The 15,643-nt window shown below is 62.3% G+C and carries 14 protein-coding genes; 3 read left to right on the top strand and 11 right to left on the bottom strand.

Going from position 1 to position 15,643, the window contains the following annotated elements; genetic code table 11:
- Positions 1 to 144: 144 nt before the first annotated feature.
- The 3 genes from creC to M0814_RS12670 all read right to left on the bottom strand — a co-directional run bounded on the left by creC (position 145) and on the right by M0814_RS12670 (position 2,818).
- Positions 145 to 1,563 carry a two-component system sensor histidine kinase CreC gene (gene creC, locus M0814_RS12680; protein ID WP_103486434.1) on the bottom strand — a complete coding sequence of 473 codons (1,419 nt, stop codon included), beginning with the start codon at positions 1,561 to 1,563 and terminating at the stop codon, positions 145 to 147.
- Complete coding sequence (creB, locus tag M0814_RS12675; protein WP_103486457.1) at positions 1,563 to 2,243, bottom strand: two-component system response regulator CreB; 681 nt, start codon at positions 2,241 to 2,243, stop codon at positions 1,563 to 1,565. Before creB ends, creC begins: the two co-directional genes overlap by 1 nt.
- Positions 2,244 to 2,311: 68 nt before the next feature.
- Positions 2,312 to 2,818: an ATP-dependent zinc protease gene (locus M0814_RS12670; protein WP_103486433.1), complete on the bottom strand. Its 507-nt coding sequence runs from the start codon at positions 2,816 to 2,818 to the stop codon at positions 2,312 to 2,314.
- Positions 2,819 to 3,128: 310 nt separating this feature from the next.
- Here M0814_RS12670 and M0814_RS12665 point away from each other — a divergent pair, with 310 nt between their 5' ends.
- On the top strand, positions 3,129 to 4,025 hold the full coding sequence (locus M0814_RS12665; RefSeq protein ID WP_103486432.1) for an acyltransferase: 897 nt from the start codon (positions 3,129 to 3,131) through the stop codon (positions 4,023 to 4,025).
- Position 4,026: 1 nt separating this feature from the next.
- Here M0814_RS12665 and M0814_RS12660 read toward each other — a convergent pair whose 3' ends face one another.
- Entirely contained in the window at positions 4,027 to 4,584 is a 558-nt protein-coding gene (locus tag M0814_RS12660; protein WP_103486431.1) for a DUF2780 domain-containing protein, read from the bottom strand.
- A gap of 148 nt (positions 4,585 to 4,732) precedes the next feature.
- Between M0814_RS12660 and M0814_RS12655 the strand changes: the two genes are divergently transcribed.
- Positions 4,733 to 5,368, top strand: coding sequence for a sigma-70 family RNA polymerase sigma factor (locus M0814_RS12655; protein WP_103486430.1), 636 nt, complete (start codon positions 4,733 to 4,735; stop codon positions 5,366 to 5,368).
- A complete protein-coding gene (locus tag M0814_RS12650) occupies positions 5,365 to 6,039 on the top strand; it encodes an anti-sigma factor (RefSeq protein WP_103486429.1) in 675 nt (224 codons plus the stop codon). Before M0814_RS12655 ends, M0814_RS12650 begins: the two co-directional genes overlap by 4 nt.
- Positions 6,040 to 6,251: 212 nt before the next feature.
- Here M0814_RS12650 and fdhA read toward each other — a convergent pair whose 3' ends face one another.
- The 7 genes from fdhA to glyA all read right to left on the bottom strand — a co-directional run bounded on the left by fdhA (position 6,252) and on the right by glyA (position 15,446).
- Entirely contained in the window at positions 6,252 to 7,451 is a 1,200-nt protein-coding gene (gene fdhA, locus M0814_RS12645; RefSeq protein WP_103484819.1) for a formaldehyde dehydrogenase, glutathione-independent, read from the bottom strand.
- A 204-nt stretch (positions 7,452 to 7,655) separates the two neighbouring features.
- The gene (purU, locus tag M0814_RS12640; protein ID WP_103484820.1) at positions 7,656 to 8,513 is read right to left on the bottom strand and encodes a formyltetrahydrofolate deformylase; all 858 of its coding nucleotides are present in this window, start codon (positions 8,511 to 8,513) and stop codon (positions 7,656 to 7,658) included.
- A gap of 223 nt (positions 8,514 to 8,736) precedes the next feature.
- Positions 8,737 to 9,369, bottom strand: a complete 633-nt coding sequence (gene soxG / locus M0814_RS12635) for a sarcosine oxidase subunit gamma family protein (protein ID WP_034155013.1) — start codon at positions 9,367 to 9,369, stop codon at positions 8,737 to 8,739.
- Between the two features lie 194 nt (positions 9,370 to 9,563).
- Complete coding sequence (locus M0814_RS12630; protein ID WP_103484821.1) at positions 9,564 to 12,581, bottom strand: sarcosine oxidase subunit alpha; 3,018 nt, start codon at positions 12,579 to 12,581, stop codon at positions 9,564 to 9,566.
- Positions 12,578 to 12,907: a sarcosine oxidase subunit delta gene (locus M0814_RS12625; protein WP_003228964.1), complete on the bottom strand. Its 330-nt coding sequence runs from the start codon at positions 12,905 to 12,907 to the stop codon at positions 12,578 to 12,580. The genes M0814_RS12630 and M0814_RS12625 overlap by 4 nt, the downstream gene beginning before the upstream one ends.
- Positions 12,908 to 12,921: 14 nt before the next feature.
- Complete coding sequence (locus M0814_RS12620) at positions 12,922 to 14,172, bottom strand: sarcosine oxidase subunit beta (protein WP_003206307.1); 1,251 nt, start codon at positions 14,170 to 14,172, stop codon at positions 12,922 to 12,924.
- 20 nt (positions 14,173 to 14,192) lie between these two features.
- Positions 14,193 to 15,446: a serine hydroxymethyltransferase gene (gene glyA / locus M0814_RS12615; RefSeq protein ID WP_003228965.1), complete on the bottom strand. Its 1,254-nt coding sequence runs from the start codon at positions 15,444 to 15,446 to the stop codon at positions 14,193 to 14,195.
- Between the last annotated feature and the right edge of the window lie 197 nt (positions 15,447 to 15,643).

Below are 15,643 nucleotides of genomic sequence, written 5' to 3'. Positions count from 1 at the left end.
GGGGGAATATGGAGATTGTGTGGAGACTGCACCGGCCCCTTCGCGAGCAAGCCCGCTCCCACAGTGACTCAGGTGTAAGCAATATCTGTGTACAACACAAAAACCTGTGGGAGCGGGCTTGCTCGCGAAGGCAGCGACTCGGTATCAGGACAAACGCAATGTCACTTCCACACCGCTCTCGACATTGCGGATCTGCATCGACCCACCATGCAACTTCATCACCTCTTCAACGAAGTTCAGCCCCAAACCGGTGCTCTTGCGCCCACTGTCCGGACGCGGCAATGAGTAAAACCGCTCACTCAGACGCGGCAAGGCGTACTCGGGAATCGCCGCCGCTTCGTTGAACAAGCGCAACTCGACCTGCTCTCCAACACGCTCGGCACTGAAACGCAGCAACCCGCCGACCGGGGTGAAATCCAGCGCATTCTCCAGCAGATTGCCCAATGCCTGACGCAGCAGAAACGGCTCGCCGATCAGCAACAGATCCGACGCAATCGTCTGCTCGACCTTGAGCCGCCGGCCTTCGATCCGCGCTGCCTGCGCCTGCAACAACTCGTCGACCAGTCCTGCCAGCGGCACCGCCACCCGCTCCTCAAGCCCCTGCCGCTGCTCGACTTGCGCGAGGTTCAACAGGCGCTCGATCAACTGCTGCATCCGCGCGCTTTCGCTGTCGATATTGCCGACAAAACGCAGGCGCTGAATCGCTGGCATGTCACCCTGCAGCAATTCCGCCGCACCACGAATCGCCGCCAGCGGACTTTTCAATTCATGGGTCAGGGTGTGCACGTAGCGTTCGACGTAAGCCTTGCCCTCGAGCTGGGTGCGCATCTGCTCCAGCGCCGTGGCCAGTTGTTCCAGCTCGCCGCCACGATAATGCGGCACTTCAACCCGACGCCCTTCGCTCACTGCTTTGGCGTAGCCGGTCAAACGGTGCAGCGCGCGGCTCAGCCACCACGACAGCAAAGCGCCGAACAGCAGGCCGAGGCCGATCAGCCCGGCACCGTAAAACAGCAAGCGCCGTTCGGTGCGATCGACATAAGGCTGCAATGAGCTGTTGGGTTTGGCCACCGTGACCACACCGATGATCCGCCCGTTGTCGCGGATCGGCGCGCCGACGTGCATCACCGAGGACGCCGGGTCGTTCGGATCGCTGCGGGTTGAGCGCGCGCCGTATTCGCCGCGCAGGGTCAGGTAGACGTCGTTCCAGCGCGAGTAATCCTGCCCGACCGCCACCCCGCTGGAATCCAGCACCACAATGCCTTTGGCGTCGGTGACGTAGATGCGATGGTTGACCTGGTTTTTCGCCAGGCCCCAGATCGTCGCCTGTGGCTGGCGCTCACCGTAGGCCCGCAGCAATTCGGGCCAGCGGTTCTCGCTGAGCGTGCCGGCCTTGAAATCATCACGGAGAATTTCCGCCATCAGGTTGGCGGTGTCGACCAGGGTTTCTTCGGTGGACTGGCGCACGCCGGGGCGGATTTCTTCCATCACCGTGTTGAGCACGAAATAACCGGTCAGGCCGACAAACAGCACATACACCAGAAAAATCCGCAGCCCCAGCGACATCAGCTGTGCCCCGGGCTGTAGCTGTAACCGAGGCCGCGATGGGTCTGGATCGGCTCGGCGTCGGCCCGCACCAGACGCAGTTTGGCGCGCACGCTCTTGATGTGGCTGTCGATGCTGCGCTCGTAGCCGGCGTCGGCGGCAACCCCCAGCGCGTCGAGCAATTGCTCGCGGCTGAACACCCGCTGCGGTTGTTCAAGCAGGCATTGCAACAGGCGGAATTCGTGGCGGGTCAGATTCAGCGGCTGGCCCCGGTAGACGATCTGCACGCGCTCGGGATCGATGCGAAACAGCGCCGAGGAGGCTTCAACCACGGGACGCGGCGCCATGCGCTTGAGAATCGCCCGGACCCGCGCGGCGACCTCGCGCGGGCTGAACGGCTTGACCACGTAATCGTCGGCGCCGATTTCCAGCCCCACCACCCGGTCGATCTCGGCGTCCCGGGCGCTGAGGAACAGCACCGGCACTTCACTGAAGCGCCGCAGCTGTTTGCAGGTTTCGAAACCGCTGATGTCCGGCAAGCCGATATCGAGAATAATCAAGTCAGCCGGGGTCTGCCGTTGATGCTCCAGCGCCGCCGCGCCGAGGCTCAGCCACGTGGTGGCAAACCCCTCGCCCTGCAGGGCAAAAATCAGCGTGTCGGCAATCGCCGCTTCGTCTTCGACAATCAGGATATGAGGCATGGCGTCCGAGCCCATGGGTTAAGTGCGCGAACGGTGCCCCAAGCCTGACCTTACGTCAATGAGACCACTTAACAGTCCGGCTTGTCGGCGGTGAAACGTCGTGCCGGGTTCACTGCCGCGCCGAACTCGCGCAGGGCCTTGGCGCCGATCAGCAGGGGATAGTTGAAGTGACTGCGGTCGGTCAGGTTGACCTCAACGGTGCGCTTGACGTTGCCCAGGCACAGTTCCAGATCGACCACCGGACGCTTGGCGACTTCGGTGACGTCGCGATCTTCATCGTCCTCGTCGGAGCGACTCTTGATCTTGCTGATCCGCGCGACCTTGTGCTCGTAGACCTTGTTATCGGCATCCTTGGTAGCGAGGCGAAAACGCACCCAGTCTTCGCCATCGCGGGTGAAGGTCTCGATGTCCTTGGCCGACAGCGAAGCGGTCAGTGCGCCGGTGTCCATCTTGGCCTTGAGCACCTCACCACCGATTTCCGGCAGCGCGATGTATTCGTAACGCCCGTACAGGGTCGGCTCGGCGGCCATGACCGGCAGGGCGACGAGGGCAAACAGTGCAAGGAGGGATTTCACGTAGAGGGCTTCCTTGGAAAATGAGGGCGTCAGACGCGAGATTTTAGACAGCCATTGGGCAATTCGTTCGCCCTGAATCCGCCTTCGCGAGCAAGCCCGCTCCCACATTGGATCTTCTGTGTGCATGCAATCTTGCGCACCGCATAAATCTCCTGTGGGAGCGAGCCTGCTCGCGAAGAGGCCAGCCCATTCAAAATGAATCTTGAGCAAAGCATACCGGCCCAAAAGTGAAACATTCGTCACCATCGATTTGGCCTGTCGCACGAAGCCACTTATCATGGCGCGCCCATCCGCCTTCATAGAGTTGCTTATGCGCCGCCTGCTCACCGGCTGTTTCGTCACCCTGCTGCTGTTGCTCAACACCCTGATTCTGATCGGGCCGTTGCTGGTCTTTGCCCTGCTCAAACTGATTGCACCGGGGCGCTGGCGCGATTACGCCTCGTGGGCGGTGATGTGGATTGCCGAGACGTGGGCGGAAATCGACAAGCTGATCTTTCGCCTGTGCATCCCCACTCAATGGGACATTCGCGGCGGTGAAAACCTGCGTGGTGACACCTCGTATCTGGTGGTCAGCAACCACCAGTCGTGGGTCGACATTCCAGCGCTGATCCAGACCCTCAACCGGCGCACGCCGTTCTTCAAGTTCTTCCTCAAGAAAGAACTGATCTGGGTGCCGTTCCTGGGTCTGGCGTGGTGGGCGCTGGATTACCCGTTCATGAAGCGCTACAGCAAGGCGTTCCTCGCCAGGCACCCGGAGCTGGCGGGCAAGGATCTGGAAATCACCCGACAGGCCTGCGAGCTGTTCAAGCGCCAGCCGGTAACGGTGGTGAATTATCTGGAAGGTACTCGCTACACCGCGGCGAAAAGCGCGCAGCAGCAGTCACCGTTCAAGCACCTGCTCAAACCCAAGGCGGGTGGCGTGGCATTTGTTCTGGCGGCGATGGGCGAACAGCTGGACGCGCTGCTCGACGTGACCGTGGTCTATCCACAGCAGAAGATTCCGGGGTTCTGGGATCTGATCAGCGGCAGCGTGCCGCGGGTGATCGTCGACATCCAGACCCGAGAACTCGACCCGGCGCTGTCGCAGGGCGATTACGAGAATGATCCGCTGTTTCGCCAGCAGGTCCAGAACTGGGTCAACCAGCTCTGGACCGAGAAGGATCAACGCATCAGCCAACTGCGCGGCGAGCGCTACGAGCGCGCCTGAATCAGCTACCGGTGCCGGCGCCCCAGATGCTGCCCAGGCTCTGCAGCAGCGGGCCGCCGACGCCTTGATCACCCAGGTACTTGAGCAGCACCGGGGCAAACTGACCGACCATGCCGCTGTCCATGCCCAACGCGCCGAAGGCATTGTTCAGGTCGCTGGTGTTCTTGACGTTACCCAGCGCGTTTTCCAGCCCGGCTGACTTGCCCGACGAGCCGAGCAACCCGCTCAACGCCGCCAGGTTGCCGCTACCGCCCGACAGCTTGTCGATGCCCGGCACTTCTTTGGCCAACTGCGAATAATCGGTGCTGCTCAATTGGTTCTTGGCCAGGCCAAGCATGGCGCTGGTGCCACCGACGGCTTGCTGCGGCGTAACGCCGAGATCGGTGACCGCTTGCAGCAAACCAGCCGTTTCCGAGGTCGGCGCGGCGGCGGTGGCAGCGTTGCCACCCTGCATGCTCGAAGCCGCTTTGGTCACGTCGTCCAGACTGAAGCCGGCGAACACCGGGGTCGCTGCAAGGGTCATCAGTGAAGCCAAGGCAATACCGCGTGAAATCTTCATTCAGACATCCTCTTGCGCTGTGGTGACCGCCCCTCAATGGGCGGCAAAACTGCCGATTTGACCGGGTATCAGCCGGCATGTTCCTCGCCGGCGCATCCATTTTCAGGATAGCCACGTATATAAAACGTGAAACCGTGGATAACCCAAGATGAATGGCACAAGCGCTGTCCCTGAACTAGCCTGTGAACAGCCCGAGCACCGCCCTCGTCGCCCGCTCATTGCCTGGAGAGCCGTCATTTCCATCGCCGACCCCGATCAGTTGCGCCAGCTGCTGGCCCAGTGCTCACTGGGTGACCGTACTGCGTTCGAAACGCTCTATCGCAGCGTTGGCCCGCGTCTGCACGGCGTGGCCCTGCGCATCATGGGCCGGGCGGATCTGGCCGAGGACGTGCTGCAGGAAAGCTTCGTACGCATCTGGAACAACGCCTCGCGCTACGAAGCCCACTTGTCGGCGCCGCTGACCTGGATGATCAACATCACTCGCAATCAGGCCATCGACCAATTACGCAAACAGCGCGAGCGGCCGCTGACCGACTTCGAACAGGACACCCTGCCGGACGATGGCCCTTCAGCCCACGACCTGTTGAACAGCAGCCGCGAAGCCAGCGCGCTGCATCGCTGCCTGGACACCCTCGACGGCATGCAGCGCCAGTCGATCAGCGTCGCCTACTTCCAGGGCCTTTCCTGCTCGGAACTGGCCGAACAGCTGGCCGCACCGCTGGGCTCGGTGAAGTCGTGGATTCGTCGTGGCATGGAGCGTCTGCGCAGGTGCCTTGAATCATGAACTACCAGACCCCCGCCCTGCGCCGCGCCCTCGCTGCCGATTACGCCATTGGCCTGATGTCTGCGGCAGCGCGCAGGCGCTTTGAACAATTGCTGCTGGATGACGCAGCACTGCGAAGCGAGTTGGCGCAGTGGCAGGAGAGCCTTGCCAGCCTTACCGAAACGCTGCCGGAGCAACCGGTGCCGGATCGGGTGTGGCAAGGCATCACCGCGCGGATCGAACCGCAAGTGCTGCACGTCCCGGAAAAACGTCCGTTCTGGAACTGGCTACGGGTCACCGCCGCGCTGTGTTCGATCGTGATCCTGGTTTTCCTCGGCTCGCTGTACAACCGCGACGACGCCCGCTACCGCGCCACCCTGCTGACCGCCGACGCGCAGCCGGCACTGAAGGTCGAGGCGCATGCCGATTATCTGCAAGTCGAGCCGCTGACATTGGCGGCAGTCGGGCCTGATCGCAGCCTGGAATTGTGGGCGATTCCAGCGGATGGCAAGCCGATTTCGCTTGGGGTGATTCCTTTGGGCGGCAAAGGCAAGGTTGAGTTGAGCGCGGCGCAGAAAGTCTTGATCGGCCAGCCGATTGCGCTGGCGGTGAGTCTGGAGCCGAAGGGTGGCTCGCCGACCGGGCAGCCGACCGGGCCGGTGCTTTACCAAGGCGCGTTAGCGGCTCTCTGAATCTGGCACCACAAACCTCTGTGGCGAGGGAGCTTGCTCCCGCTGGGCTGCGAAGCGGCCCAAATCTTGTGTGGGTAATTTTCCTGAGACGCCGCATGTGTGGATTTTACGACGGCTCCGCCGAGCGGGAGCAAGCTCCCTCGCCACAGGTTTAATGCTTATCCCAATAAAAAACGGCGACCTTGAGGTCGCCGTTCTGCACTGCCTGACGCTTACGCCGCACTGAACAACCGATGCGGATCGATCACAAACTTCTTCGGCACACCGGCATCGAACTCGCCGTAACCTTCCGGCGCCTGATCGAGGCTGATCACCTGCACGCCCACCACTTCGGCGATGTTGATGCGGTCCCACATGATCGCCTGCATCAGTTGGCGGTTGTACTTCATCACCGGGGTCTGGCCGGTGTGGAAGCTGTGGGATTTTGCCCAGCCCAGACCGAAGCGGATGCTCAGGCTGCCCATTTTCGCGGCGGCGTCCACGGCACCCGGATCCTCGGTGACGTAGAGGCCCGGGATACCGATCTTGCCGGCGACACGCACCACGCCCATCAGCGAGTTGAGCACGGTGGCCGGCGCCTCGGATTTCACCCCGTCATGGCCATGACCACGGGCTTCGAAGCCCACGCAGTCCACCGCGCAATCGACTTCCGGTTCGCCCAGCAGCTCGGCGATCTGCTCGTGCAGCGGCGTGTCCTTGGACAGGTCGACCACTTCAAAACCCTGAGCCTTGGCGTGCGCCAGGCGGATGGTGTTGACGTCGCCGATGATCACCACCGCCGCGCCCAGCAGACGCGCCGAGGCAGCCGCGGCCAGACCGACCGGGCCGGCGCCCGCGATATAAACGGTGCTGCCCGGGCCAACGCCCGCCGTCACCGCACCGTGATAGCCGGTCGGCAGAATGTCGGAGAGGCAGGTCAGGTCGCGGATTTTCTCCATGGCCTTGTCGCGATCCGGCAGTTTCAGCAGGTTAAAGTCGGCGTACGGCACCAGCACGTATTCGGCCTGGCCGCCGGTCCAGTCGCCCATGTCGACATAACCGTAGGCACCGCCGGCACGGGCCGGGTTAACGGTCAGGCAGACACCGGTGTGTTGCTCCTTGCAGGAACGGCAGCGCCCGCAAGCTACGTTGAACGGTACGGAGACCAGGTCGCCGATTTTCAGGTTCTCGACGTCGGAACCTTTTTCGATCACTTCGCCGGTGATTTCATGGCCCAGCACCAGACCGGTCTGCGCCGTAGTGCGGCCGCGCACCATGTGCTGGTCGGAGCCACAAATGTTGGTGGACACCACACGCAGGATCACCCCGTGCTCGATCTTCCTGCCGCGCGGGTCCTGCATTTTCGGATAGTCGATTTTCTGCACTTCGACCTTGCCAGCGCCGAGATACACCACACCACGATTGCCAGACATGCTTTCACCTCGCTGTTGTTTTTATGGAACCGCGTTGCCCAGGCAGGCAGCGCGTTAAGTGCTCGGGTTATTGCTTGTTGGTCTTGCGTTGTCAGTTATGGCCCCTTCGCGAGCAAGCCCGCTCCCACAGTTGATCTTTGGTGTGACAGAGAGCTGTGTTTCAACACAAATCCCTGTGGGAGCGAGCCTGCTCGCGAAAGCTATCTAAAGAACGACAGTTCTGTTGGCGTTCAAAAACACCCTTCTTTCGATGTGATAACCCACGGCCCGGGCCAGGGTCAGGCCCTCGATATCGCGCCCCTTGGCAATCAGATCCTCGGGGTAATGACTGTGATCCACCGCCTCGACGCCTTGGGCAATGATCGGCCCTTCATCGAGGTCGTTGTTGATGTAATGCGCCGTCGCGCCGACCAGTTTCACGCCCTTGTTGTAAGCCTGGTGATACGGCTTGGCACCCTTGAACCCCGGCAGCAGCGAGTGATGGATGTTGATCGCCTTGCCATCGAGTTTGCGGCACAGCTCCGGCGACAGCACCTGCATGTAGCGGGCGAGGATCACCAGTTCGGCGCCGGACGCTTCGATCACCTGCCACACCTGACGCTCCTGCGCCGGCTTGTCGTTGGGATCGAGGGGGAAATGGTAGTAGGGAATCTGGTGCCAGTCGGCCAAAGGCTTGAGATCCGGATGGTTGGACACCACCGCCGCGACGTCCATCGACAACTGGCCGATGCGCTGGCGGTAGAGCAAGTCGTTGAGGCAGTGATCGGCCTTGGAAACCATGATCACCACTTTTGGCCGGTAGTTCGGCGCGGTCAGTTCGAAGATCATGCCAAAGGCTTGCCCACGCTCGGCGAGACCCGCGCGGAAGGATTGTTCGTCGAAACCGTCAGGCTGACGGAATTCCACGCGAATGAAGAAACGGCCCGAGAGCCGGTCATCGAACGAATGGTGCTCGGTGACGTAGCAACCCTGCTCGAACAGAAAACGCGTCACCGCGTCCACCGTGCCGAGGACGCTGGGGCAGTCGGCGGTCAGAATCCATGTGTCTGGGGCGCGGCTCATGGTGCGGTGACTCCTGTTCTTTTGTGCGCGGTGTCTGGGGGATTTTTGCCCCTCACCCTAGCCCTCTCCCGGAGGTAGAGGGGACTGACCGAGGTGTTCTTTCGAGCTACGCCGACCTGAAGTATCGGGTCGAACTCGGGCTCGAAAACCACACAAATCTGCTCCCTTTCCCCCTCTCCCCCTTGGGGGAGAGGGCTGGGGTGAGGGGGTGGCTCTTGATCTTTCAGGCCTGAACGCTCAGCCCGTACTCGGCCGACGCATCCTGCAACCACAACCACCAGTAATCCGAGAAGCTGCGACGGATCAGCAGTTCCCAGGTGTCTTCGGCGGTGTGGCGAATCATCAGCTGCGATTTGGCGAACACCGTGCCCACCGCTTTGCCGACCGGAAAATTGTTCGGGTGCACGTCGTAGCTGGTGGATTTCATCAGCACCTGACGCACGTTCGGCCCGCTCAGTTCGAGCACTTGCTGGCCGCCGCTGACGTTGACGATCGCGATGTGCAGATCGCCCAGCGCCTCGCGCAGTTTCTGCTCGGCGGCGAACTCTTCACCGCTTGGCACGATCAGCAGCCACTCGTCCGGGCCCATCCACTGCAGGCTGGTTTCGCCTTTGACGATCACGCTCAGGGCGCCGGGCAATTCAATGCCGAGGGCCTTGTGCACGCCGGCGGCGAAAGCTGCATCGTGGCCATCGCCACGAATGGTCAGGTGACCGAGGAGTTTCTTTTCACGCACGATGACGCCGGCGTTCTTGCGCCCCTTGCCGACCAGGCTGGCGAGGTCGGCATGGTGCAGCGACGACTCGGCACGGGCCCCGGTGGTCGGGCGTTGTTGGTACACGTTGGCTGTGGTCATAAAGCACCTATCTCAATTCTGTTGGTCCGGTCCTTGTGGTGGCTGTACTGCCGCCTTCGCGAGCAAGCCCGCTCCCACAGGGGACTGATGCCTGACACAAATTCCATTAACGACCCGGAACCTGTGGGAGCGGGCTTGCTCGCGAATCGATCAGACGACTCGCACCCACTGACACCCCACCGTCCCCCGAGCAATCAGATGTTCTGCCGATCCCCCTTCGGATCGAAGAACACCGAAGACACAATCTCCGCCTCGATCACGCTGCCATCGGCCAGCGGCGCAAACACCCGCTCGCCCATGCGCTTGAGACCGCCCTTGACCACGCCCATGGCAAACGAATAACCGAGGGAGTTGTGCGCGTAGCTGGAGGTCACGTGGCCGACCATGGTCATCGGGATCGCCTGCTTGGTGTTGAACACCAGTTGCGCACCCTCCGGCAGCCAGACATTCGGATCGATCGGCTTCAGGCCCACCAGTTGCTTACGCTGATCCTTCACACAGTCTTCACGGTTCATGCCGCGCTGGCCGATCCACGAGAACGGTTTGGTACGACCGACGCACCAGCCCATGTTCAGGTCGTCCGGAGTCATCGAGCCGTCGGTGTCCTGGCCGACGATGATGAAACCTTTCTCGGCGCGCAGAACGTGCATGGTTTCAGTGCCGTACGGCGTCAGGTTGTACTGCTTGCCGGCCTCGACGATTTTCTCCAGCACACCCATCGCATAGTCGGCCTGCACGTTGACTTCGTACGACAGCTCACCGGTGAACGAGATGCGGAACACCCGCGCCGGCACGCCGCCGACCAGACCTTCTTTCCAGGTCATGAACGGGAAGGCTTCGTTGCTCAGATCGATGTCGGTCACGGCGCTGAGCAGCTTGCGGCTGTTCGGCCCGGACAGGGTCATGGTCGCCCAATGGTCGGTGACGGAAGTGAAGTACACCTTCATCTCCGGCCATTCGGTCTGGTGGTACAGCTCCAGCCATTGCAGGACGCGCGCGGCGCCGCCCGTGGTGGTGGTCATGACGAAATGGTTGTCGGCCAGACACGCCGTCACCCCGTCGTCGAAAACCATGCCGTCCTCTTTGCACATCAAGCCGTAACGGGCCTTGCCCACGTCGAGCTTGGTCCAGGCGTTGGTGTAAACGCGGTTGAGGAACTCGCGGGCATCCGGGCCTTGAATGTCGATCTTGCCGAGGGTCGAGGCGTCGAGCAGGCCGACGCTGTCGCGCACGGCTTTGCATTCGCGCTTCACCGCGGCGTGCATGTCTTCACCGTTTTTCGGGAAGTACCACGGACGTTTCCACTGGCCGACGTCTTCAAACTCGGCGCCGTTCTTCACATGCCAGGCATGCAGCGCGGTGTAGCGTACCGGTTCGAAGATGTGCCCACAGTGACGACCGGCCACGGCGCCGAAGGTCACCGGCGTGTAGTTGGGGCGGAACATCGTGGTGCCCATCTGCGGGATGGTCACGTTCAGCGAGCGCGCGGCGATGGCCAGACCGTTGACGTTGCCGAGCTTGCCCTGATCGGTGCCGAAGCCCAGCGCGGTGTAGCGTTTGACGTGCTCGACCGACTCGAAACCTTCGCGGGTCGCCAGTTCGATGGCGGCGGCGGTGACGTCGTTCTGCAGGTCGACGAATTGCTTCGGTGCCCGCGCGGTGCCCTTCTCGTGCGGCACCTGGAACAGCGCCAAAGTCGCTTCTTCGAGGCGGCTCAGCGCTTTTGGCAGTGTGCCTTCGACCACACCGAAACCGGCTTCACTGGCAGCGCGAGCGCCCCCTTCGAAACCATCGGCCAGCGAATCGCCGAGGCCGTAAACGCCGTTGATGCCACCGACGCACACACGCTTCTGCGGTGCTTCGCCCGGTACGAAACCGAGGATGTCTTCACGCCAGATCGGCTTGCCACCGAGGTGCGAAGCCAGGTGAACCACCGGGCTGTAACCGCCGGAACTGGCGATCACGTCGCAGTCGAGCCATTCGCCCGGGCTGGTCACGCTGTGCGCCTTGACGTCGATCGCAGCGACGCGGGCAGCGGTCACGCGCTTGCTGCCACGGGCCTCGATCACGGCGCTGCCAGTGAGGATACGAATGCCTTTGGCGCGGGCTTCTTCCACCAGCGCCCCCCGCGGATTGCTCCGCGCATCGGCGATGGCCACCACTTGCAGGCTGGCGTCGAGCCAGTCCAGCGCCACGCGGTAGGCGTGATCGTTGTTGGTGCTCAGCACCAGCTTCTTGCCCGGTGCCACGCCGTAACGGCGCACGTAAGTCGAGACCGCACCGGCAAGCATGTTGCCCGGCACGTCGTTGTTGCCGTAGACCAGCGGACGCTCGTGCGCGCCGGTCGCCAGCACCACACGCTTGGCGCGGACGCGGTGGATGCGCTGACGCACCTGACCGATTGGCGCACGGTCACCGAGGTGATCGGTGAGGCGTTCGTGAATGGTCAGGAAGTTGTGGTCGTGGTAACCGTTGACCGTGGCGCGCGGCAACAGTAGCACGTCCGGGGTGTCCTTGAGTTCAGCGATGACGCTGGCCACCCACTCGATCGCCGGTTTGCCGTCGAGGCTTTCGCGGGAATCGAGCAGGCTGCCGCCGAACTCTTCCTGCTCATCAGCGAGGATCACCCGCGCACCACTGCGCGCAGCCGCCAGGGCAGCGGCGAGACCGGCAGGGCCGGCGCCGACGATCAGCACGTCGCAGTGCTGGTTCATGTAGTCGTAGGTGTCCGGATCGACTTCGGTCGGCGAACGGCCCAAACCGGCAGCCTTGCGAATGTACTTCTCGTACGTCATCCAGAACGATTGCGGGTACATGAAGGTTTTGTAGTAGAAACCCGGCGGCATCAGCTTGCCGCCGACCTTGCCGAGAATCCCCATCATGTCGTTGTTGACGCTCGGCCAGCCGTTGGTGCTGGTCGCGACCAGGCCTTGGTACAGCGCCTGTTGCGTGGCGCGCACGTTGGGAATTTGCGTGGCTTCGGTGGCACCGATCTGCAGCACGGCGTTCGGCTCTTCGGCACCGGCGGCGAAGATCCCGCGAGGACGCGAATACTTGAAGCTGCGACCGATGATGTCGACGCCGTTGGCGATCAGTGCCGAGGCCAGCGAGTCGCCCTCGAAGCCTTTGTAGCTCTGACCGTTGAAGGTAAAGCTCAGCACTTTGTTGCGGTCGATCCGTCCACCGTTGGACAGGCGATTGGTCTGGCTCATACCTTCTCTCCCAGCGCCGTCGTGGCTGTTTTCGCCGTATCAGCCTTGTCGGTGAATTGCGGCTTGGTGCCGATCTTGTAGGTTTCGAGAATCTCGTAGGTCACGGTGTCGCGAGTGACGTTGAAGTACTGGCGGCAACCGGCGACGTGATCCCACAGCTCGTGGTGCAGACCGCGCGGGTTATCGCGGAAGAACATGTAGTCGCCCCACTCTTCATCAGTGCAGGCGTTCGGATCCAGCGGACGCGGGATGTGCGCCTGACCGGATGCATGGAATTCCTCTTCGGAGCGCAGTTCGCCGCAGTGAGGACAGAAGATATGCAACATGGAGATTTCTCCTGTTAGTGGGCGACGGCAGCAGCGCCGTGTTCGTCGATGAGGGCGCCGTTGTGGAAACGGTCGATGGAAAACGGTGCAGCCAACGGGTGCATTTCACCCTTGGCGAGGCTGGCGGCAAACACGTTGCCCGAGCCGGGAGTCGCCTTGAAGCCACCGGTGCCCCAACCGCAGTTGAAGAACATGTTCGGCACCGGGGTTTTCGAAATGATCGGGCAAGCGTCCGGGGTGGTGTCGACGATGCCGCCCCACTGGCGGTTCATGCGCACCCGCGACAGCACCGGGAACATCTCGACGATGGCCTGGATGGTGTGCTCGATCACCGGGTACGAACCGCGTTGGCCGTAGCCGTTGTAGCCGTCGATACCGGCGCCGATCACCAGGTCGCCCTTGTCCGACTGGCTGATGTAACCGTGCACGGCGTTGGACATGATCACGCTGTCGATAATCGGCTTGATCGGCTCGGACACCAGCGCTTGCAGCGGGTGGGATTCGATCGGCAGACGGAAACCGGCGAGCTTGGCCATGTGCCCGGAGTTACCGGCGGTGACCACGCCGACGCGCTTGGCGCCGATGAAACCCTTGTTGGTTTCAACGCCGATGCACACACCGTTTTCCTTGCGGAAACCGATGACTTCGGTCTGCTGGATCAAGTCCACGCCGAGGGCATCGGCCGCGCGGGCAAAGCCCCAGGCCACGGCATCGTGACGGGCGACGCCGCCGCGACGCTGAACAGTCGCGCCCATTACCGGGTAGCGGGTGTTTTTCGAGCAGTCGAGGTACGGAATCTCGTCGGCCACTTGCTTGGCGTTGAGCAGTTCGCCATCAACGCCGTTGAGGCGGTTGGCGCTGACCCGACGCTCGGAATCACGGATGTCCTGCAGGGTGTGGCACAGGTTGTAGACGCCACGCTGGGAGAACATCACGTTGTAGTTCAGGTCCTGCGACAAGCCTTCCCACAGTTTCATCGCGTGTTCGTACAGGTGCGCCGACTCGTCCCACAGGTAGTTGGAACGCACGATGGTGGTGTTGCGCGCAGTGTTGCCGCCGCCCAGCCAGCCCTTCTCGACCACGGCCACGTTGGTGATGCCGTGCTCTTTGGCCAGATAGTAGGCGGTCGCCAGACCGTGCCCGCCGCCGCCAACGATGACCACGTCGTAGACTTTCTTCGGCGTCGGCGTGCGCCACATGCGCTGCCAGTTCTCGTGGTGGCTGAGGGAGTGTTTGAAGAGGCCGAAGCCCGAATAGCGTTGCATAGTCATTTACTCCAAACCGCTCAGCGATAAACCGGGTAGTCAGCGCACAGTGCCGCGACGTTCTTGGCCACATTCGCTTCAACGTCGGCGTCACCGAGGTTGTCGAGGATGTCGCAGATCCAGCCGGCCAGCACTTCGCACTGGGCGACCTTGAAGCCGCGGGTGGTGACGGCCGGGGTGCCGATGCGCAGGCCCGAGGTCACGAACGGCGATTGCGGGTCGTTCGGCACGGCGTTCTTGTTGACGGTGATGTGCGCACGGCCAAGGGCGGCGTCAGCATCCTTGCCGGTCAGGCCCTGACGGATCAGGCTGACCAGGAACAGGTGGTTGTCGGTACCGCCGGACACTACATCGTAGCCACGTTTGATAAACACGCTGGCCATCGCCTTGGCGTTGTCGATCACTTGCTGCTGATAAGCCTTGAAGCCAGGCTCCAGCGCTTCCTTGAAGCACACCGCTTTACCGGCGATGACGTGCATCAGCGGGCCGCCCTGGGCCCCGGGGAATACCGCGGCGTTGAGCTTCTTCTCGATCTCTTCGTTCGACTTGGCCAGGATCAGCCCGCCACGCGGACCGCGCAGGGTTTTGTGCGTGGTGGTGGTGACCACGTCGGCGTACGGCAGCGGATTCGGGTACAGGCCAGCAGCGACCAGACCGGCGACGTGGGCCATGTCGACGAACAGCAGCGCGCCGACCTTGTCGGCGATCTGCCGGAAGCGCGGGAAGTCCAGGGTCTTCGAATAAGCGGAGAAGCCGGCAACGATCATCTTCGGCTTGCACTCGACGGCCAGACGCTCGACTTCGTCGTAATCGATCAGCCCGGTATCGGTGTTGATCCCGTACTGCACCGCGTTGTACAGCTTGCCCGAGGACGACACTTTGGCGCCGTGGGTCAGGTGACCGCCGTGGGCCAGGCTCATGCCCAGAATGGTGTCGCCCGGCTGGATCAGCGCCAGGTACACCGCGCTGTTGGCCGAGGAGCCGGAGTGCGGCTGGACGTTGGCGTAATCGGCGCCGAACAGCTGCTTGGCGCGTTCGATGGCCAGCGCTTCGACTTTATCCACATGCTCGCAGCCGCCGTAGTAGCGCTTGCCCGGATAGCCTTCGGCGTATTTGTTGGTCAGGCCGCTGCCTTGCGCTTCCATCACGCGTTTGCTGGTGTAGTTTTCCGACGCGATCAGCTCGATGTGATCTTCCTGACGCTGCTCCTCGGCATTCATCGCCGCCAGCAGTGCATCGTCATAACCCTGGATCTGGTCTTGCTTGCTGAACATCGCGTCTCTCCCAGCGGCGGCAGTGCGCCATTTTGTCTTGGTCAGGCACGCGGCTTGCGACGGTGCCCTTTGATGCGATGGTATGGCCGGCGCAGACAGCCCAGATGCCTACGGACGCCACACAAAGGTGCGTTTACGACATGGCGGGAAATGACCGATTGAATCCACGCAGATCCCTTGTGGGAGCGGGCTTGCTC

This window comes from Pseudomonas sp. MWU12-2020 (assembly GCF_023100605.1).
GTDB lineage: Bacteria > Pseudomonadota > Gammaproteobacteria > Pseudomonadales > Pseudomonadaceae > Aquipseudomonas > Aquipseudomonas fluorescens_H.
The sequence above is the reverse complement of the archived record's forward strand: the minus strand, read 5'-3'. Positions and strand labels throughout refer to the sequence as shown.

What these genes read in the sequence shown, in the direction of transcription:
- soxG (WP_034155013.1), bottom strand. Translation starts at nt 9,369, where the DNA reads ATGACCACAGCCAACGTGTACCAACAACGCCCGACCACCGGGGCCCGT.
- M0814_RS12625 (WP_003228964.1), bottom strand. Translation starts at nt 12,907, where the DNA reads ATGTTGCATATCTTCTGTCCTCACTGCGGCGAACTGCGCTCCGAAGAG.
- glyA (WP_003228965.1), bottom strand. Translation starts at nt 15,446, where the DNA reads ATGTTCAGCAAGCAAGACCAGATCCAGGGTTATGACGATGCACTGCTG.
- M0814_RS12660 (WP_103486431.1), bottom strand. Translation starts at nt 4,584, where the DNA reads ATGAAGATTTCACGCGGTATTGCCTTGGCTTCACTGATGACCCTTGCA.
- purU (WP_103484820.1), bottom strand. Translation starts at nt 8,513, where the DNA reads ATGAGCCGCGCCCCAGACACATGGATTCTGACCGCCGACTGCCCCAGC.
- M0814_RS12630 (WP_103484821.1), bottom strand. Translation starts at nt 12,581, where the DNA reads ATGAGCCAGACCAATCGCCTGTCCAACGGTGGACGGATCGACCGCAAC.
- M0814_RS12620 (WP_003206307.1), bottom strand. Translation starts at nt 14,172, where the DNA reads ATGCAACGCTATTCGGGCTTCGGCCTCTTCAAACACTCCCTCAGCCAC.
- creC (WP_103486434.1), bottom strand. Translation starts at nt 1,563, where the DNA reads ATGTCGCTGGGGCTGCGGATTTTTCTGGTGTATGTGCTGTTTGTCGGC.
- fdhA (WP_103484819.1), bottom strand. Translation starts at nt 7,451, where the DNA reads ATGTCTGGCAATCGTGGTGTGGTGTATCTCGGCGCTGGCAAGGTCGAA.
- M0814_RS12650 (WP_103486429.1), top strand. Translation starts at nt 5,365, where the DNA reads ATGAACTACCAGACCCCCGCCCTGCGCCGCGCCCTCGCTGCCGATTAC.
- M0814_RS12655 (WP_103486430.1), top strand. Translation starts at nt 4,733, where the DNA reads ATGAATGGCACAAGCGCTGTCCCTGAACTAGCCTGTGAACAGCCCGAG.
- M0814_RS12665 (WP_103486432.1), top strand. Translation starts at nt 3,129, where the DNA reads ATGCGCCGCCTGCTCACCGGCTGTTTCGTCACCCTGCTGCTGTTGCTC.
- creB (WP_103486457.1), bottom strand. Translation starts at nt 2,243, where the DNA reads ATGCCTCATATCCTGATTGTCGAAGACGAAGCGGCGATTGCCGACACG.